This window comes from Bradyrhizobium manausense, from assembly GCF_018130615.1.
Classification (GTDB): domain Bacteria; phylum Pseudomonadota; class Alphaproteobacteria; order Rhizobiales; family Xanthobacteraceae; genus Bradyrhizobium; species Bradyrhizobium manausense_A.
Map to the genome: position 1 here is coordinate 284,521 of NZ_JAFCKB010000006.1, position 18,937 is coordinate 303,457.

Genomic DNA, 18,937 nt, shown 5'->3' on the forward strand with positions numbered 1-18,937 from the left:
AGCCTATGATGTTGACGAACGAAAGAGGGGAGTAGTCCCATGAAAACGGGTCTCGTGATCACCGCCCATCCCGGCGATTTCGTCTGGCGCGCCGGCGGTGCCATCGCGCTGCATGCGAAGAAGGGCTATCGCATGAAGATCGTGTGCATGTCATTCGGCGAGCGCGGCGAGAGCCAGTTCGCGTGGAAGGAAAAGGACGCGACGTTGGAATCGGTCAAGGCCGGCCGCAAGGACGAAGCGGAGCGGGCGGCAAAGCTGCTGGGGGCCGAGATCGAGTTCTTCGATTGCGGCGACTATCCGCTGAAGCTCACCGAGGCGCATTTCGACCGCATGGTCGACATCTACCGCGAGCTCAATCCGAGCTTTGTGCTCACCCACGCGCTGGAAGATCCCTATAATTTCGATCACCCGAACGCCGCGCATTTCGCGCAGGAGACCCGTGTCGTCGCGCAGGCGATGGGGCACAAGCCCGGCGCGCAGTACAAATACTCAGCGCCGCCGGTGTTCCTGTTCGAGCCGCACCAGCCCGAGCAGTGCAATTACAAGCCGGACCTGCTTCTGAAGATCGACGAGGTCTGGAAAGAGAAGTACGAGGCGTTTCAGATCCTCGCCGCGCAAAAGCATCTCTGGGGCTACTACGAGCGCGTTGCGCTCAATCGCGGCATCCAAGGCAGCCGCAACACCGGCGTGCCCATGACTTACTGCGAGGCCTATCAGCGCCTGTTCCCGACGGTCGCGGAGGAGTTGGCATGAAGCCGGTCGTCGTTCGCAACATCGAGCGAGCCGACCCTGCCGGCATGGCGGAATACGGCGTCTCGACCGTGCACGAGGCCTATGGTCGTCTCGGCCTGATGAAGCCTTACTTGCGGCCGGTCTGGGCGGGCGCATCGATCGCCGGCCCGGCCGTCACTGTGCTGGCGCAACCCGGCGACAACTGGATGATCCATGTCGCGGTCGAACAGTGCAGGAAGGGTGACGTCCTCGTCGTCGGCTGCACCACCGACAATACCGACGGCATGTTCGGCGAGCTGCTGGCGACCTCGCTGCAGGCCCGCGGCGTGCAGGGGCTGATCATCGATGCCGGCTGCCGCGACGTCAAAGCGCTGCACGAGATGAACTTTCCGGTGTGGTCGCGCGCGGTCTCGGCCAAGGGCACGGTCAAGGCCACGCTCGGCTCGGTCAACGTCCCCGTCGTTTGCGCCGGCGTCAATGTCGATCCCGGCGACATCATCGTCGCCGATGACGACGGCGTCGTCGTGGTGCCGAAGCGCCATGCGGCCGAGGTCGCCGAGAAGGCGAAGAAGCGTAACGCCGACGAGGGCGGCAAGCGCAAGCGCCTCGCCTCGGGTGAGCTCGGGCTCGACATGTACAACATGCGCGAGGCGCTGGCGAAGGCCGGGCTCGTCTACGTCGACGATCCCGGCGACGTCTAGGCGAAGAAGCGAAGCGGAGTTCGCAGATGGATCGTCTCAAGCTGAAGGCCGTGCTCGGCAGTCACCCCCATGTCCAGGCGGTGAAGAGTGGCGCGTTGCGCTCCGACCTCTTCGATCTCGACTTCATCGAGTACACGCCGACCAACACGGCCTTCAAGCCGATGGTGCGGGAGCAGGCCTTCGACGTCTGCGAGATGGCGATCGTCACCTATCTGATGGCGAAGGCGCACGGCAAGCCGCTGGTGCTGCTGCCGGCGACCATGATGGGCCGTTTCCAGCATTCCTACGCGCTCTACAATCCCAAAAAGGGAAAGCTCGGTCCGTCCGATCTCGAAGGCAAGCGCGTCGGGATACGCTCGTTCACGACGACGACGGGCGCCTGGATCAGGGGCATCCTCGCCAACGACTACGGCGTCAATCTCGACAAGATCAAATGGGTGACGTTCGAGGATCCGCATGTCGCCGAATATGTCGACACCACCGAGCGCGCACCGAAGGACAAGAAGGTTTTGCAGATGCTGCTCGACGGCGAACTCGACGCCGTCCTCGGCGAGACCTCTGATGACCCAAAGCTGAAGTCGCTGTTTCCCGATCCCGCGGCGGAGGCGGCGAAGTGGTATGCCGGTCGTGGCATCGTGCCGGTCAACCATCTCGTGGTCGTGACCGAGGGCCTCGCGAAATCGCGCCCGGATGTGGTCGCTGGCGTCTATGATCTGCTCAAGCGGAACAAGGCGCAGGCCGGCCCTCTGGGAAATCCGGACTTCGTTCCGTTCGGGATCGAGGCGAACCGAAAGCCGTTGGAGCTGATCGTCGATTACGCATTCCAGCAGGGACTGATCCCGTGCCGCTATGCGGTCGAGGAGCTGTTTGACGCGACGACACGAGGACTGAGCTGATGGCGGATCCGAAGCGGTGGCAGATCGGGCTCGTTGGCTATGGTGAGGTCGGCCGGATCCTGGCCGAGGATTTGCGCCAGCAGCACATCAAAGTATCAGCCTATGACATCAAGCTCGGCGGCGAACAGGGGGCTTCGCTGAGCAATCATGCGGCCAAGTTTGGCGTGATGCTCGCAGCGTCTCACGCCGAGCTGACCAGGAAGTCCGATTTCATCATCTCTGCGGTCACGGCGAGCCAGGCAGTGCCGGTCGCAAAGGCCTGTGCGGCCGCGATCAACCAGGGCACCTGGTTTCTCGACTTCAATTCGGCCTCGCCCGGTGCCAAGCAGCGCGCGGCGGCGCTGATCGACGGTGCTGCCGGACGCTATGTCGAGGGTGCCGTGATGACCTCGGTGCCGCCATATCGCATCAAGGTGCCGCTGTTGCTTGGTGGTCCCGGTGCGAGGGAACTCGAACCGCTTTTGAATGCGATCGGCTTTGCGGCGCAGGTTGCCAGCGACAAGCTCGGCGTGTCCTCGGCGGTGAAGATGTGCCGCAGCATCATGATCAAGGGCCTCGAGGCCATGGTCATCGAGAGTTTTACGACCGCACGCGCCTATGGCGTCGAGGACGCGGTGCTGGCGTCGCTCACGGAAACCTTTCCCGCGATCAATTGGGAGAAGCAGGGCGCCTATTTCTTCCAGCGCGTGATCGAGCACGGCCGCCGCCGCGCCGAGGAAGTGCGCGAGGTCGCGGAGACTGTGCGCGAGGCGGGGCTGACGCCGTGGTCGGCGCAGGGCACCGCCGAGCGCCAGGCCTGGGTGGCCGATCTCGCCGATGAAGGGCTGTTCGGCACGAAGGGGACGAAGGAGTTTGCCCGCAGCGCCGATTGGCGCATCGAGGCGGACCGCATTCTGGCGAAGATCAAACGTTAGAGCCGAACGCCCCGTTCAGCTCAACACCATGCCGCCGTCGCGATAGCCCGAAACTTCGTCGCGGGCGGCCTCGATCAAACCGATCAGGCTGTTGGCCTCGCGCACAACGTCCTTGGTGCGCTCGGTCCTGAACTCGGTCAGGATCATGCGAATGCACTTGTCCGCAGTATCGAGCGTCCACAGCGCGCGGGCCATGTCGCTCTGCGAGTGAATCGCCGAGATATCGAGGCGCGACAACACTTCGCCGATGCCATTCAAGCGCTTGACGGCAGTCTCGGCGGGCGTGCTGGCCCGGATGGACTGATAGTCAATGCTGCTGAATGCGCTGAACATATCCATAACTTCCCCAGAGAACGCAGATGGTCAGTGCGCATCTCCTAGTAAGATCAGATGGGGCAGCCTCGCAACGCGTGGGGCTACGGTCCGGGATTTTACCGGACTCGGATTTGAGGAAGATTTGATGGCAAATCGGGCCGTAAAGGTCCGACGATCAGCGCTTCTTCCCGACCATCATACCGTTGAGCGCAACGAGCATACCTGCCTTGTAGACCGCGCGGCCCTGGGGCGCCGCGACGACGGCCTCGGGAACGTGTTCTGCGCGCAGCGTCACGAAATCGGCCTTGGCGCCGACGCGCAGGCCGTAGCCCTCGAGCCGCAGCGCTTTTGCGCCTGATACCGTGATGACGTCGAATGCGACACGCAATTCCTCGTCGGTATTGAAGCCAGAACGATAGCCGAGCGTTGTCGCCCGGCGGAGCATGTCGCCGTCGCCATAGGGCCACCAGGAATCGCGGATGTTGTCGTTGCCGCTGAAGACGGTGACGCCGGCGTTGCGCAGGACAAGGATCGGCGGGAAGGGCCGGGCACCCGGCGCATTCGTCATGATTGCGACGCCGGAGCGGGCAAGGATGTCGGCGATCGTCTTGAGATGATCTATCGAGATGTCGCCGAGCCCGTAAGCGTGGCTGATGGCGACATGGCCCTCCATGCCAAGCGCGCGCGTGCGTGCGGCAATCTGTTCGATCTCGAAGGCGCCCAGCGTGCCCATGTCATGCAGATGGATGTCGACATCGACGCCGTGCTTGCTGGCGACGCCGAATACGGCGTCGAGGTGTTTCTCGACATCGCGATCGAAACTCGCGGGATCGAGCCCGCCGACGAGGTTCGCGCCGAGGCTGATGGCCTGATCGAGCAGCTGCGGTGTGCCCGGGCTCGCCAAAATGCCACTCTGGGGAAAGGCGACGAGCTGGATGTCGATCAGGTCGCGATATTCCTCGCGCACGCGCAAGATCGTCTCCAGCGATTTCAGGCCGACCGAACCGTCGACCATGACATGGCTGCGCATCTGGGTGGCGCCGTGTCCTATGCAGAGATCGAGCTGGTTGCGCGCCCGCACCTCCATCGGCGCCGCTTCGGCCATATTCTGGGCCTGGAAGGCCACGCGTTCGTGCACATTGAATCCGTCAGTGCACGGCTTGTGCGGACGCCAGGCGTCACCATAGAAGCTGGTGTCGAGATGGATATGGCCTTCGACGAATCCGGGAACGACGAGGGCATTGTCGAGATCAATCGTCTTGGCACCGGTTGCCGCCGCGTCGGCCGGCATGAGGGCCGCGATGCGGCCGTCTTTGACCGCGATGTGATGGCACGCTCCGCTATCGAAGCGCGCGTTCAGGAAGATCGTGTCGAAGGCCATCCGGTTGCTCCGTTGGTCGATTTGTCGTTGCGCGAGCGGTCTAGTTTCGAGGCTTGAGCAGCGTCGCCGCCTTCCGTTCAAAGGTCTGCCGGCCGTTCTTGAACCCCATCAAGATATCCGGCAGCTCCGCGATGGCGAAGCGGCTGTCTTGTGTGTCGAGCACGACGAGATCGGCGGGCTTGCCGACCGCGATGCCATAATCTTTGAGATTCATCAGCCGCGCCGGCAGCTCGGTGACGAGATCGAGACAGATGTCGAAGTCGCCGACGGCGGCGTGGGCGACATTGGCATAAAAATTGGCCATCCGCAGCAGCGAGGCATCGCCGAACGGCGTGAAGGGGTTGAGCACGTTGTTTGTCGCGACCGAGCAGACGACGCCGTGGCCCGCAAGCTTGTGCGCGAGCGTCAGCCCGCGCGGCGCATTGTGGCTGGCCGCGCGCCCCATCAGATAGAGATCGGTCGCTGGCAGCACGGTGACGGCCACACCGACTTTTGCCAGTTGGGCAGTGGCGGCCTTCAACCGCTCGGGCGGCAAGGCCGAGAGTTTTGTGGCATGGCCGATTGCGACGCGCCCTCCGTATTTGCGTTGCTCGGTCTGCCGGCAGACCTCGTCGAGATGCGACCAGGAAGTGTCGAGATCGAAGTCGAGGTGAAGATCGACGTCGAGATCGAATCCTTGGGCGAGATCGAAGATGCGTGCGAGATGTGCGTTCGGGTCGGTGTCGGTATAGGGGCAGCCGCCGATCGCATCGGCGCCGTCGCGCAAGGCCTGGACCAGCAATTCCTCGGCTCCGGGATCGTTGGTCAGGCCTTCCTGCGGGAAGACACATAGCGAGAGATCGATCGCCCAGGCGTAGTCGTGCTTCAGCGCCTTGACCGCCTCGAAGCTGCGCAGGCCAATCCGCGGGTCGATCTCGACATGGGTACGCATGCGCGTCGTGCCGTGCACGATGGCGCGCTCGAGCACCTTGGCGCCGCGTGCATAGACATCCTCGACGCCAAAATCCCGCTTCATCGCCGAGACCGCACGGATCGCGTCGCCGAGTGTGCCGCGGATGTGCCCGCAGCGCTCGAGCAGGCAAGCCTTGTCGAGATGGATGTGGGTGTCGACGAAGCCGGGCAGGGCCAGCCGTCCGCCGACATCGACTTCGACGGCCTCGCAGGCCAGCCAGGGTTCGATCGCAGCGATACGCCCGTCCTTCACGCCGATGTCGACCGGCGCGGGGAATGATCGCGGCTTGGCGTTGCGGAAGATCAGGTCGAAGGCGGTCTGGACGGTCATGGCGGGCAATCTTGATGGAGAAACTTATATCAGTCGGCGAGGCTGCGGGCGTACGGCAATCTAGCGGGGATATGATCAAAATATATGCGCTCCCCCAGCCGTCCGGCACATATCGAAAGCCGTGATAGCTGATAGACGCAGGCTGGTCTGGCGGCTGGCCGGCGCCTGGGCTATCACCCGATCGATTGCGCTCGGCATGTGGCGCAGCACCCTCTTGAGGAGCCCCCGATGCGTCTTCCTGTCGTTCTTCTGGCCGTCACGTGTCTTGCGGGTGCAGCCTCCGCCGAAGACCTCTCCGGCACGCTCCAGAAGGTCAAGGAGACCAAGAAGATCACGCTCGGCTATCAGGAAGCCTCCGTGCCCTTCAGCTATCTCGACGGCAACCAGAAGCCGATCGGCTTTGCCATGGATATCTGCCTTAAGATCGTCGACACCGTGAAGAAGCAGCTCGCCATGCCCGACATTGCCGTGGATTATGTCGCGGTGACATCGTCGAACCGGATCCCGCTGATGGTGAACGGCACGCTCGATTTGCACTGTTCGGCGACCACCAACAACGCCGACCGCCAGAAGCAGGTGGCCTTCACCAACACGCACTTCCTCAGCGCGACGCGATTTGCCGCGAAGAAGGCCGCCAAGATCAACACCATCGACGATCTCAAGGGCAAGGCGGTCACGGCGGTGGCGGGCTCTGTCAACCTGACCCAGCTCGCCAAGGTCAACACCGAGCGCAATCTCGGCATCAATGTGATGCCGGCGAAGGACCAGGCCGAAGCCTTCCTGCTGCTCGAAACCGACCGCGCGCAGGCTTATGCACTCGACGACGTGCAGCTTGCGGTCGCCATTGCGCGTTCGAAGGAGCCGGCGCAGTTCATGATCAGCGAGGAGACGTTCTCGAAGCCCGAACCCTACGGGATCATGCTGCGCCGGGACGACGTGCCGTTCAAGGTGCTGGCCGACCGCGCAACGGCTGAACTCTATGAGAGCCCGGAAATCGAGGCGCTCTACAGGAAGTGGCTGGAATCTCCGACGCCGCCGAACGGCCTCAACTACAATGTTCCAATGTCGGCCGCCTTGCGCAACGCCTTCAAGAATCCGAGCTCGAGCGCCGATCCGGATGTGTACCTGGTGAAGTGAGGCGCGCCTACCTACGCGTTCGAATATTTCTTCAGCTCGAACCGCGCGATCTGGTTCCTGTGCACCTCGTCCGGTCCGTCGGCGAGGCGCAGCAGACGTGCGGTGGCATAGGCCTGGGTCAGGCCAAAATCGTTCGAGGTGCCGCCGCCGCCATGAGCCTGGATGGCCCAGTCGATGATCTGGCAGGCCATATTGGGCACAGCGACCTTGATCATCGCGATCTCGGCTTTCGCGACCTTGTTGCCGACGGTATCCATCGCGTAAGCCGCGTTCAGGGTCAGCAGCCGGGCCTGCTCGATCATGATGCGCGCCTCTGCGATGCGCTCCTGCGTCACCGTCTGCTCGGCGACCGGCTTGCCGAAGGCGACGCGGCTGCGCACGCGGCGGCACATCTTTTCCAGCGTGCGCTCGGCTAAGCCAACCAGCCGCATGCAATGGTGGATGCGGCCGGGGCCGAGACGGCCCTGCGCGATCTCGAAGCCGCGGCCTTCGCCGAGCAGCATGTTCTCCTTCGGCACGCGGACATTGGTGAAGATGACTTCCGAGGCACGGTCGGGCACGCCGTAGAAGCCGAACACGGGCAGGGGCCGTTTCACCTCGATGCCTGGCGTGTCCATCGGCACCAGGATCATGGATTGCTGCTTGTGGCGGTCGGCATTGTCAGGATCGGTCTTGCCCATGAAGATGCAGACCTTGCAGCGCGGGTCGGTCGCGTTGGTCGTGTACCACTTGCGCCCGTTGATGATGTAATGATCGCCGTCGCGCACGATCGAGCTTTCGATATTGGTCGCGTCGGACGAGGCGACCGCTGGCTCGGTCATGGCGAAGCAGGAGCGGATCTCGCCTGCGAGCAGCGGTTTCAGCCAGCGCTCCTTGTCCTTCTCAGAGCCATATCGCTCCAGCACCTCCATGTTGCCGGTGTCGGGCGCCGAGCAGTTGAACACCTCCGGGGCCAGATGCGAGCGGCCCATGACTTCGCAGAGCGGGGCATATTCGAGATTGGTGAGGCCGGCGCCGTGGCTGGACTCCGGCAGGAACAGATTCCAGAGGCCCTCGGCGCGCGCGAGCGGCTTCAGCTCTTCCACGACGGGATAGACCTCCCACGGCCCGAGCTCTTCCGCCTCGCGGTAGAACCGCTCCTCGTTCGGATAGATGTGCCGGTCCATGAAGCTTTCGAGGTTGCGCTTGAGCTCGACGACTTTTGGCGACATCGGGTAGAGCATCTGAGGTCTCCTTGAACGATCGGCTAGCCGATTTCGAGATAGTCCGGCCCCGGCAATTGCGGAAACGGGGCCGTCGGCAGCGTCTGATACCAGAATGCGACCGAGGCAATGTCGTCCTGCAGCGGAAGATACTTTGCGTCCTTGACGCCCTGCAGCCACCCCAACGCCTGAATGGTTGCGCGAAGGTCGCTCTGAAAGCGGATCGGGTCGGGGATGTGCCAGCGATACATGCCGAAGCGTTGCTGCGATTTATAGACGCCGTCGGGACGGATCACCTGCGGCAGGCCGGCATAGGGCGTGGTGAATTCCACATAGCGTGATTGTAGCTGGCCGGCATGCGCAACATAGGGGTCGAAATTGTACGCACCGCAGAAATAGTCCTCGGTGCCGGTGCCGCAGACGGTCGGAAATTCGCCGTCGCCGTCGATGAAGAACTTGATCTCGCCTTCGCCCCACCAGCCATTGTTGTTGACGCCCCAGGCCATGTAGGTGCCGACATATTGGCCGTGCCCGCTGACGCCGTCGAGGATGGTGTAGACGTCCTTGTAAGGCAGCGGGTTGGCGCGGCGGAATTGCGCATGGAAATAGGCGCAATCCTCGGCCACCTCGGTCAGCGTGTAGTTGATCTGGTAATAGACCGTCAGCTCTTCCTCGCTGCGATTCTCCAGCGTGAAGCGCGCGTGCTTGCGGAATGGCATTTCCCAGTAGCAGTTGAAGGCCCGCCCCGGATTGACGCAGACCGCGAGCGAGGACACCTGTGCAAATTCTTCCCATCCGCAGGCGAAGAAATCGCCGACCGGGCATTCGACACTTGGCAGCGTCTGGTCATCCCAATAGACCCGCAGGATCGAATGGCGCAGGCGTCCGCGCGCCAGCGTCATCCAGATCTGCTGGATGGCGCCCTGATCCTCGATGTCGGCGAGCGTGAAGGTTGCGCCTGGGGCGATCACGACATAGGGCGAAACCTTCCAGCCTTGTCCGAGATCGCGGGCCTGGCGTGCCGCGGGCCCGTCGACGGACATGCCGCCCTTGCCCTTTTCGCCGGTGAAGTTCTCGGGGCTGATCGAACGCGTCTGCGCGTTCGACAGGCGCGATAGATTGCCGAGATGCAGGCCCAATCCGGAAAACGCCATGATGTCCTCGATCAGCGGTTAGCGATGTCTCGGATATATCGTCGGCGAATCTACCAAAAGATGAAGATGACGGCATATCGAGGGGCTGGATTACCCGACGCGATACCCCCTGAATTTCTCGCGCAGCGCCGATTTGAGCACCTTGCCTGTGCCGGTCATCGGAAATTCGTCGAGGAATTCGACCGCATCCGGCAACCACCAGCTCGCGATCTTTGGACGCATGTGGTCGAGCAGGGTCTTGCCGTCGACTGTCGCGCCCTTCTTGCGGACGACGAGGAGCAGGGGGCGTTCCTGCCATTTCTCATGCGCGATGGCGACGACGGCTGCCTGCAGCACGTCGGGATGCGACAGCGCGATGTCCTCGAGCTGGATCGAGGAGATCCATTCGCCGCCTGACTTGATCACATCCTTGGACCGGTCGGTGAGCGTGACGTGACCGTGCTGGTCGATTACGGCCATGTCGCCGGTGATCAGCCAGCCGTCGTTGTCGAGCCCTTCGTCGAGCTTCATGTAGCCGGAGGCGACCCAGGGGCCGCGGGCACGCAAGTGTCCGACGGTCTTGCCGTCGCGCGGCAACTCAACGCCGTTGTCGTCGACGATGCGCAAGGTGGTGCCGAAGCAGGCGCGACCCGAGACCTGGCGTCGGTCGAACTTTTCGGTTTCGCTAAGATGCTCCGAGCCAGGTCTTAAGCCCGGCATTGAGCAGCCCAACGCCTCCGTCATGCCCCAGGCCTGGATATAGTCAACATTGTAGTCGCGCTTGAGCTTCTCGACCATCGCACGCGGCGGTGCCGAGCCCGACGACAGCGTGGCGCGCAGCGTCGAGAATTTCTTGCCGGTGCGGCCAAGCCAGTCGAGCAGGATCAGCCAGAAGCTCGGCACGCCCGCGGACAGCGTCACCCTCTCGCCTTCAAGCAGCTCATAGAGCTTGTCGGGCTCGTAATTGCGGCCGGGCAGCACCAGCTTCGAGCCGGTGTAGGGCGCGGTGAACGGCATGTTCCAGCCATTGCCGTGGAACAGTGGTGCCATCGGCATCATCACCTCGCGCACCCCTTCGAGATGCCCGGGAATGAAATCGAAGTTGCAGCAGGTCATGGTCTGGAGGATCGCAGCGCGGTGCGAATAGATCACGCCTTTGGGATTCCCGGTCGTGCCCGATGTATAACAGATGGTGGAAGCGGATTTTTCGTCGAACTCCGGCCACGCGAAGCCAGCGTCACTCTCCTTGTCCAGAAGCTCCTCGTAGCAATGCACGTTCGCGAGGGTCGTCTCCGGCATACGTTCGCGCGAGGACATGATCACGTAAGCTTCGACTGTCTTCAACTGCGGCGCGATCGCGTCGACGATCGGCAGCGTCGCACGGTCGACGAACAGAATGCGGTCCTCGGCGTGATTGATGATGTAGACGAGTTGTTCGGGAAACAGCCTCGGGTTGACGGTGTGCAGCACGTAGCCCATGCCCGGCGCTGCATAGAACATCTCGAAGTGACGATGCGTATTCCAGGCGAGCGTGCCGACGCGGTCCCCTGGTTTCATGCCGAGCCGCTTGAGCGCCAGCGCCATGCGCTTGATGCGCGGATGGGCCTCGGCATAGGTGTAGCGATGGATGTCGCCCTCGATCTCGCGCGCGACGATCTCCGCCTCGCCGTGATAATCGGCGGCATATTGGATCAGGCCACTGATCAGCAGCGGCATGTCCATCATCAGTCCCTGCATTGTCCCCTCCGAAAAGGCGTGTCGTTGCGCGACGCATGTGCGATTGCATTCAAGGTAGCGGAACGTCACGCGACGTCCACGCAAAAAGCGGCTGATGCGATTGCACGCGTCACTTTTTCAGGGCTAACTGGCGTAAACTGCAGGCCGACGCCGCGGCCGCCGTGGAGGAGATCGATGTCAGCGGAAAGACACAAGACCGGTGCAGCCGGCGCGCCTAACATCGACATCCAGGCCTTGCGCGCGCGCTATCGCGACGAGCGCGACCTGCGCCTGCGCTCCGAGGGCAAGGCGCAGTATGTCGAGGCAGTCGGCGGCTTTGCCCACTATCTCGACGATCCCTGGGCCGACGCCAAATTTGCGCGCGCGGCCGTCAGCGAAGAGACCGAGGTCGTCATCGTCGGCGGCGGTTTCGGCGGCTTGCTCTGTGGCGCGCGCCTGCGCGAAGCCGGCATGTCCGATTTCCGCATCGTGGAAAAGGCCGCCGATTTCGGCGGCACCTGGTACTGGAATCGCTATCCAGGTGCTGCCTGCGATACCGAGAGCTACATCTATCTGCCGCTGCTGGAGGAGACCGGCTATATGCCGGTGCGCAAATATGCACGCGCGCCGGAGATCTACGAGCACTCGCGCCGCATCGGCCGTCACTTCGACCTCTACGAGCGAGCGCTGTTTCAGACCGTCATCTCGCGCATGATCTGGCAGCAGCAGGAAGGACGCTGGCTGGTTGAGACCGACCGCGGCGATCGTATCCGCACGCGCTTCGTGATCCTCGCCGGAGGTCCGTTGAGCCGGCCGAAGCTGCCGGGCATTCCCGGCATCGAGAACTTCAAAGGCCACAGCTTTCATACCAGCAGGTGGGACTATGCCTACACTGGCGGCGGCGCGGAGGGCGGCCTCGACGGCCTTGCCGACAAGCGTGTCGGGATCATCGGCACCGGCGCCACCGCCGTGCAGTGCGTGCCGCATCTCGGTCGTTCGGCGAAAGAGCTCTACGTGTTCCAGCGTACGCCGTCCGCGATCGGCGTCCGCGACGACCGATTGACGGATCCAACCTGGGCGGAGAGCCTGAAGCCCGGCTGGCAGCGTGAGCGCATGGACAATTTCACCGCGGTGATCTCGGGCGAGCCGTTCGAGCGTGATCTGGTGCAGGATGGCTGGACCGGCCTGCTCGGCGAGATCCTGCTGGCGCCGCGCCGCCAGCCGCAGCCGGTGACCTCGATGGAAGAGGCGCTGAAGGTGATCGAGCAGGCCGACTATCGCAAGATGGAGGAGATCCGCGCCCGGGTCGACGCCGTTGTCAACGACGAGGCGACCGCTGCGGCGCTCAAACCCTGGTACAAGGCGTTCTGCAAGCGGCCGTGCTTTCATGACGACTACCTCGACACGTTCAATCGTCCCAACGTGCATCTCGTCGACACCAAGGGCAGGGGCGTCGAGCGCATCACGGAGAAAGCCGTCGTCGTCGACGGCAAGGCCTACGAGCTCGACTGTCTGATCTATGCCAGCGGTTTCGAGGTCGGCACCGACTATGCGCGCCGCATGGGCTTTGAGGTCTACGGCCGCGACGGCGTGAGCCTGTCGGACCGCTGGCGCGATGGCGTCAAGACGATGCATGGCTTCTACAGCCGCGGCTTTCCGAACTGCTTCCTCATCGTGACGGTGCAAGCCGGCCAGAGCGCCAACTTTCCGCATATCATCGAAGAGCAGTCGCAGCACATCGCCTATGTCATCGCAGAGGCGCGCAAGCGTGGCGCAAGGACATTGGAGCCGACGCTTGCGGCCGAGAATGCCTGGGTCGACGAGGTCGTCAAGGCCGCGGTCGGCCGTCAGACCTATCTCGCCGAATGCACGCCCGGCTACTACAACAATGAAGGTGTGTTCGATCCGGTGGCCGCGCGGAACAGCCAGTATTGGCGCGGGCCGGTGGCCTTTCTCCGGCTGCTCACCAAATGGCGGAAGGAAGGCAATCTGGAGGGATTGGAATTGATCTATGACGCTAACGCGAAGAGCGGCAACGCTTCGGCTCCGGCATGAACGGCATGATCCCGGCTCCTACCGGCGCGACGCGACTCTACGTCATCGTCGGCGATCCCATTGCGCAGGTGCGCTCACCCGCAGGGGTATCGGCGGAGTTCGCAGCCCGCGGCCATGATGGCATCCTCGTTCCGGTTCAGGTCGCGACCGCCGATCTGCCAAACTTCCTGTCGGTGGCGAACCGGCTGAAGAACCTCGACGGCATTGTCGTGACCATCCCGCACAAATTCGCCTGCTATCAGGCCTGTGCCAGCGCGACCGATCGCGCGCACTTCCTGCGTACTGTCAACCTGATGCGCCGCCGTGCGGATGGCGCGTGGCACGGCGACATGGTGGACGGTCTCGGCTTCCTCGGCGCGGCGCGGGTGAAGGGGATTGACCCGCGCGGTATGCGGGCGCTTCTCGTCGGTGCGGGTGGTGCCGGCTCGGCTATCGCGCTAGCCTTGGTCGAGGGCGGCGTCAGGGAGCTCGCTATTCACGACAGCGCGGCCGAACGCCGCGACGCGCTGATCGGCCGTCTCAACGATCTCGGCAAGGCGCCCGTGCGGCCAGGCGCTATCGATCCCGCAGGCTTCGATTTCATCGCCAATGCCACGCCCGCCGGAATGAAGGATGGCGACCCGTTCCCGGTCGACGTTACGCGACTGGCGCCGTCGGCCTATTGCGGCTGCGTGATCACCAAGCCGGAAATCTCGCCCTTCATCGTGGAAGCACGCAAGCTCGGCTGCGTCACCGCAACCGGGACCGACATGTACCAGCAGCACCAGAGCATCATGGTGGATTTCTTGCTGGGGGCGGATCGCTCACGCTAAGCGCTTGAGTCATGTCAAGGATAATGCTTGCATTGATTGCATCGGTCGGGGCTTGAGCGCGCCCGGCTGACGTAGGATCATGCGCCGTGCGCGAGCCGGTCGCGCAAAGTCGTGAGAAGGGAACGCTGGAATGACTGAGAGTAGGACCGTTGCGACGGCGGTGATCGGCGCGGCCGCGCTACTGTTGTCCCTGATCCCTGCCGCCCATGCCGCACAATGCGGCAACGGGCCCGGCGGTTTTGAAACCTGGAAGCGGGAGTTCAGCGCGGAGGCGCAGGGCAAGGGCATCGGTCAGACCGCGATCTCGGCGCTGATGCAGACCAATTACGCCAGCGCCACCATCAATGCGGATCGCAGCCAGCACAGTTTTTCATTGTCCCTGGATCAGTTCCTGGCCAAGCGTGGCGCCACTACCATCGTCGCGCGCGGGCGGTCGCTGAAGCAGTCGCAGGCGGCGATGTTTGCCTCGATCGAGCAACGCTACGGCGTGCCGCCGGGCCCCTTGATCGCGATCTGGGGCATGGAGACCGGATTCGGAAGCCAGCGCGGCAACCAGAACATGCTCTCGTCGATTGCGACGCTGGCCTATGACTGCCGTCGCCCTGAGTTCTTCACCGAGCAGCTCTATGCGGCGCTGAAGCTGGTCGACCGCGGCGTACTGTCGGGGGCGACCCGCGGCTCCATGCATGGCGAGGTCGGCCAGACCCAGTTCATGCCCAAGAACATCCTGGCCTACGGCACCGGCAATCTGGAGGTCGCCGCCAACGCGCTGAGTTCGACCGCGAACTTCCTCAAGGCCAATGGCTGGCGCGCGGGAGCCGGTTACCAGCCGGGCGAGCCGAATTTCGCCGCCATCCAGGCGTGGAATGCAGCCGGCGTCTACCAGAAGGCCATCGCGCTGATGGGCCGGCAGATCGATGGGGGTGGCGGAGCGGCGGCAGCGCGCTAACTAGCTCCGCAAGGCGTGACTGCGCGCATCAGAGAAAGTTGTTGCATTCAGGAACCGACGGCACGAGGTTTGCTTTGATCAAGTTCAGGGCTGGGCATGAGGAGACTCAACATGGCTACCCAGATCGTGATGGACCAGACCGGCGATACGCGCCACGAGTTTGATCCAGAAAATGCCGAAGCGTTGGCGCGGGCCGAACAACGCTTTCGGGAGCTGACCGGCGCGGGCTTTACCGCCGCGTACCGGACCGGACCGGGCGAAGTCACGCGTATCAAATCGTTCGACCCGACCGCGCAGGAAACGCTGTTCTATCCCCGCCTGGTCGGCGGTTGATCTGAACGGCTCATGATCGCGGTCTTCAGGCTTCGCGCGCCCGCGCGAGCGCGTCTGCACGCGCTCCGCGAGCTCTACCGGCGCTTCTTCGGCGAGAACACGCCCGAGGCGCGCGGCCGGCGGCTTTTGTCTGAATGGCTGACTGTAGAGCAGCACGCGCAATTCGAGCAGCACCGGCATTTCGACGTCATCGGCTGCGACACCGGCAAGCGCTACCGCATTCACTACGGCACCGCTGCCAACGTCCACGAGATCGACGAGGCGGGGCTTGCAACGATGGGATGGTGCTTCGTCCCGTCAGGCTTCCTGGTGCCGGGCGACGTGATGCTGGCGCAGAAGATCGCGCTCGAGACGGACGAGAAGGGGGCGCTGGCGCTCGCCAACCGATTTCCGCCGGCAACGCATTCGGAGCATTTTTACCGGCGGCCGTTCTAGCGCTTCGGATCGGCGGGTAGGCCGTTCAGGAGTGCGTGGTGCGATAGGCATCCAGCGCATGCGCTGCAAAGATGCCGATGCTGCAAAGCACGAGGAGGGCTGAGATCAGTTCGATCATAGCTCGTCCTCCCCAAGCGGCTTGGCGACGAGGTATTGGCAGCAGGCATATTCGCCGATCAGGTCGAGGATGAATTGCATGACGCACGTCCCTGTATGATTTTGACAACCAGATAACCGGCTATCTGTTTCAGGCGTGTTTCGTCGAATTGGGAAAGGGGTTTCGCGGGGAACCGGGAGCTGGCCTGCGAGCGGCTAAACCGCTACATCCCCGGGGCCAGCTATCCCTTGTATCCCTTGGCCGTGCGTGACACGCGGGCGGTGCGTCCTATTTCGAGGCAAAATCATGGCACAGGTCGCCTGGTTCGACGATCTCATCGTCGGCATGCGTTTCAAATCCCCCGAGGTCGAGGTCACCGAGGCCGACATCAAGCGCTTTGCCGCCGAGTTCGACCCGCAGCCGATGCATCTGGACGACGAGGCCGCCAAGCAAACCTTGTTCAACGGCCTGGCTGCCTCGGGTTGGCACACCGCGGCGATCGCGATGAACCTCGCAATCCAGACCCGCCCTTTCGGTCCGCACCCGTTGATCGGTGCCGGCGTCGACGGGCTGCGCTGGACCATCCCAGTACGCCCGAATGACCGCCTGCATCTGGTCGGCGAGGTCATGAGCCTGACGCCGTCGAAGTCGAAGCCGCAGGGTATCGCGCTGGTGAAGTGGACCATGTTCAACCAGAACGGCGAGGAAGTTTACACCTTCACCCCGATCGCAATCGTGCCGCGGCGCACCTAGGGCGGTTCGCGCTGTCCGCCATCGGCCGGAGCGTGCCGGTTGAGGCCCTTGCGGCCTGCCGGGAGTGGTGGTCAGCTTGCGCAGGGGAAACGCTGGAGGCTGAGATGAAACGACTCCTTCTTGCGGCCGCGCTGCTCTCCGGCGCCTGGGGTGCCGGCCCTGTGATCGCGCAGCAGTCCAAGGTCGGCGACTGGACTATCGAGAAGCGCACCCAAGATGCCCACTGCAACGCCAGCCGGGGCTACAAGGACAAGGATGACGAGAACCGCGACTACGTCATCGTGATCACCTATTCGGACAAAGCCATCGTGATCGTGATGATCTACGACGGCTGGGAGTGGGACAAGATCGGCGAGATCCTGAGGGCCGACGTCGGCACTGACGACGCCGACATCATGTCGAAGGCGAAGTGGGAGGTCATGGACAAGACCACGGTGCGCGGCATCTTCGAGTACGATCAGTCCATCATGGACCGCCTGTCGAAAGCCAAGCGTCTTACGCTCGATTTCGACGATGACGATGACGACAGCATCGAGATGCAGATCCCGCGCGCCGGCGAGGCACTCGCCGCGCTGAAATTTTGCGAGGAGAACAGGAAATAAATTGCCGATGCTGCGGATATTGGCAGACAGGACTTGAGCAAGAGGCGATCGCAATAGCGAGAGGACGCGTGATGCACGGCACACAGTCCGCTCGCTGTTCGCATTTATCCTAGTCTTTGGCGAAAACGTCCAAGCCGCACCCTGCGGTTGACGTTACGCAAGGACGATGTTCGATATTCCAGCATTTTTATCTGACGTTTGCTCCTCGTTGACGACGGCCGGCCGGTCCGCCTTCGTCGTCAGCCTCCCGACCGCTTTGCCCGCGCGATGACGACCCTCGAGGCGAACAGGCTCTCCTCGCTGGTCGGCGAGATCTACGATGCGGCAGTCAATCCGGCGCAGCGAAACACCGCTCTCGAGCAGGTTGCAGGTTTCGTCGGCGGCTCGGCCGTGACCATTCTCTCGCGGGATGCAGCCAGGCTCTCGATCGAAATCCACCAGCATTATGGGACGGACCTCCGCTTTCGCGAGCTCTACCGAGACCGGTATGTCGAGCTCGATCCGTTGCTCGATCGCCACCTCAGGCTTGCCGTCGAACAGACCATCGGCGTTGCCGATGTGATGCCCTATTCGGACTTCGTGACCACCAGCTTCTATCGGGAATGGGTGGAACCGCAGGGCGCGGTCGACCTCGCAAGCGTTACGCTCGAGCGCTCGAGCGCACGCACGACCATTCTCCAGGTGATGCGCGGCCGATCACGCGGTGCCGTCGATGATTCGATGCGCGAGCGCATGCGGTTGATTGCGCCGCACATCCAACGCTCCCGTGTCATGGGTCGGCAGATCAGGGCGCGATCGCACACCGTGGCTGACCTCGCAGAAGTTCTTGACCGTCTGAGCACGGCAATCTGCCTTTTCGACGGAGAGGGGCGGGTTGTCCATGCCAACGCGGCCTGCCGGCAAATGCTCGCTGACGGCGGTCTGATCGCGATCGTGGGTGATCGCATCGTGGCCCGTAACACCCAGGCCGACAAAATATTCCGCAGCTTGTTCGATGTCGTTGCCGACGACGGAACCCATTCGACCGACCGCCGCAAGATCGAGCTGATGACGTCGGCCGACGGTCAGCACTATCTGGCTCATGTCTTTCCGCTCACGCACGAACGCGCGCTGCAGCGCGATGGCGCAGCCACGGCGCTGTTCCTGCAAAAGGCCTCGATGGTGCCGCAACTCGCAACGGCGGCCATCGCTGCCGCGTTCAGGCTGACGCCGTCTGAGCTGCGTGTTCTGATGGCCATCGTCGAGCTCGGTGGCGTTCCCGACATCGCGGAAAAGCTCGGAATTGCCGAGACTACGGTGAAAACCCATCTGGGCCGCTTGTTCGAGAAGACCGGCGCCGGCCGGCAGGCCGATCTTGTGAAGATCGCCGCAGGCTTTGCTGCTCCGTTCGCGCTGCCGGCCGGTTCAGACGACGCCGTGTGATCCAATTCACATCGCGCGCGGCACGATTGCGCGATCTCAATGCATTGTGAAGACCAGGCTGCATTCGTCC

19 protein-coding genes are annotated in these 18,937 nt (G+C 63.1%); 13 read left to right on the forward strand and 6 right to left on the reverse strand.

Features of this window, described 5'->3' with window-relative positions:
* Positions 1 to 39 precede the first annotated feature (39 nt).
* Genes JQ587_RS14610 through JQ587_RS14625 form a run of 4 tightly spaced genes read left to right on the forward strand, consistent with a single transcriptional unit; the run spans position 40 to position 3,243 of the window.
* The gene (locus tag JQ587_RS14610) at positions 40 to 753 is read left to right on the forward strand and encodes a PIG-L deacetylase family protein (protein ID WP_212425728.1); all 714 of its coding nucleotides are present in this window, start codon (positions 40 to 42) and stop codon (positions 751 to 753) included.
* Complete coding sequence (locus JQ587_RS14615) at positions 750 to 1,433, forward strand: 4-carboxy-4-hydroxy-2-oxoadipate aldolase/oxaloacetate decarboxylase (protein ID WP_212425729.1); 684 nt, start codon at positions 750 to 752, stop codon at positions 1,431 to 1,433. Before JQ587_RS14610 ends, JQ587_RS14615 begins: the two co-directional genes overlap by 4 nt.
* Before the next feature lie 26 nt (positions 1,434 to 1,459).
* The gene (locus JQ587_RS14620; protein ID WP_212425730.1) at positions 1,460 to 2,329 is read left to right on the forward strand and encodes a substrate-binding domain-containing protein; all 870 of its coding nucleotides are present in this window, start codon (positions 1,460 to 1,462) and stop codon (positions 2,327 to 2,329) included.
* Entirely contained in the window at positions 2,329 to 3,243 is a 915-nt protein-coding gene (locus JQ587_RS14625; RefSeq protein WP_433995273.1) for a DUF1932 domain-containing protein, read from the forward strand. Before JQ587_RS14620 ends, JQ587_RS14625 begins: the two co-directional genes overlap by 1 nt.
* A 15-nt stretch (positions 3,244 to 3,258) precedes the next feature.
* On the opposite strand, the gene JQ587_RS14630 is transcribed toward JQ587_RS14625, so the two are convergent.
* The 3 genes from JQ587_RS14630 to JQ587_RS14640 form a co-directional block, all read right to left on the reverse strand.
* Positions 3,259 to 3,576, reverse strand: a complete 318-nt coding sequence (locus JQ587_RS14630; protein WP_212302604.1) for a hypothetical protein — start codon at positions 3,574 to 3,576, stop codon at positions 3,259 to 3,261.
* A 157-nt stretch (positions 3,577 to 3,733) separates the two neighbouring features.
* Positions 3,734 to 4,939, reverse strand: coding sequence for an amidohydrolase family protein (locus JQ587_RS14635; RefSeq protein ID WP_212425731.1), 1,206 nt, complete (start codon positions 4,937 to 4,939; stop codon positions 3,734 to 3,736).
* A gap of 40 nt (positions 4,940 to 4,979) precedes the next feature.
* The gene (locus JQ587_RS14640; protein WP_212425732.1) at positions 4,980 to 6,221 is read right to left on the reverse strand and encodes an amidohydrolase family protein; all 1,242 of its coding nucleotides are present in this window, start codon (positions 6,219 to 6,221) and stop codon (positions 4,980 to 4,982) included.
* 228 nt (positions 6,222 to 6,449) lie between these two features.
* Between JQ587_RS14640 and JQ587_RS14645 the strand changes: the two genes are divergently transcribed.
* The gene (locus tag JQ587_RS14645) at positions 6,450 to 7,358 is read left to right on the forward strand and encodes an amino acid ABC transporter substrate-binding protein (protein ID WP_212425733.1); all 909 of its coding nucleotides are present in this window, start codon (positions 6,450 to 6,452) and stop codon (positions 7,356 to 7,358) included.
* 11 nt (positions 7,359 to 7,369) lie between these two features.
* On the opposite strand, the gene JQ587_RS14650 is transcribed toward JQ587_RS14645, so the two are convergent.
* From JQ587_RS14650 to JQ587_RS14660, 3 genes are all read right to left on the reverse strand, one after another.
* Positions 7,370 to 8,581, reverse strand: coding sequence for an acyl-CoA dehydrogenase family protein (locus JQ587_RS14650; RefSeq protein WP_212425734.1), 1,212 nt, complete (start codon positions 8,579 to 8,581; stop codon positions 7,370 to 7,372).
* A 23-nt stretch (positions 8,582 to 8,604) separates the two neighbouring features.
* Entirely contained in the window at positions 8,605 to 9,714 is a 1,110-nt protein-coding gene (locus tag JQ587_RS14655; RefSeq protein WP_212425735.1) for a glycoside hydrolase family 172 protein, read from the reverse strand.
* Between the two features lie 90 nt (positions 9,715 to 9,804).
* Entirely contained in the window at positions 9,805 to 11,430 is a 1,626-nt protein-coding gene (locus JQ587_RS14660; protein WP_212425736.1) for a long-chain fatty acid--CoA ligase, read from the reverse strand.
* 174 nt (positions 11,431 to 11,604) lie between these two features.
* On the opposite strand from JQ587_RS14660, the gene JQ587_RS14665 reads away from it, so the two are divergent.
* From JQ587_RS14665 to JQ587_RS14700, 8 genes are all read left to right on the forward strand, one after another.
* Positions 11,605 to 13,464 carry a flavin-containing monooxygenase gene (locus JQ587_RS14665; RefSeq protein ID WP_212425737.1) on the forward strand — a complete coding sequence of 620 codons (1,860 nt, stop codon included), beginning with the start codon at positions 11,605 to 11,607 and terminating at the stop codon, positions 13,462 to 13,464.
* A gap of 5 nt (positions 13,465 to 13,469) precedes the next feature.
* Positions 13,470 to 14,276: a shikimate dehydrogenase family protein gene (locus JQ587_RS14670; protein WP_212425738.1), complete on the forward strand. Its 807-nt coding sequence runs from the start codon at positions 13,470 to 13,472 to the stop codon at positions 14,274 to 14,276.
* Positions 14,277 to 14,406: 130 nt separating this feature from the next.
* The gene (locus JQ587_RS14675) at positions 14,407 to 15,225 is read left to right on the forward strand and encodes a lytic murein transglycosylase (protein ID WP_212302613.1); all 819 of its coding nucleotides are present in this window, start codon (positions 14,407 to 14,409) and stop codon (positions 15,223 to 15,225) included.
* Between the two features lie 111 nt (positions 15,226 to 15,336).
* Positions 15,337 to 15,558, forward strand: coding sequence for a hypothetical protein (locus tag JQ587_RS14680; protein ID WP_092230347.1), 222 nt, complete (start codon positions 15,337 to 15,339; stop codon positions 15,556 to 15,558).
* Between the two features lie 12 nt (positions 15,559 to 15,570).
* Complete coding sequence (locus JQ587_RS14685) at positions 15,571 to 15,993, forward strand: hypothetical protein (protein WP_212425739.1); 423 nt, start codon at positions 15,571 to 15,573, stop codon at positions 15,991 to 15,993.
* Between the two features lie 403 nt (positions 15,994 to 16,396).
* Positions 16,397 to 16,843 (forward strand): MaoC family dehydratase, encoded by a 447-nt coding sequence (locus tag JQ587_RS14690; RefSeq protein ID WP_212302616.1) that lies wholly within the window; start codon positions 16,397 to 16,399, stop codon positions 16,841 to 16,843.
* A gap of 104 nt (positions 16,844 to 16,947) precedes the next feature.
* The gene (locus JQ587_RS14695) at positions 16,948 to 17,445 is read left to right on the forward strand and encodes a hypothetical protein (protein WP_212302617.1); all 498 of its coding nucleotides are present in this window, start codon (positions 16,948 to 16,950) and stop codon (positions 17,443 to 17,445) included.
* Between the two features lie 267 nt (positions 17,446 to 17,712).
* Complete coding sequence (locus JQ587_RS14700) at positions 17,713 to 18,867, forward strand: helix-turn-helix transcriptional regulator (protein ID WP_212302618.1); 1,155 nt, start codon at positions 17,713 to 17,715, stop codon at positions 18,865 to 18,867.
* The last annotated feature ends 70 nt before the right edge of the window (positions 18,868 to 18,937 follow it).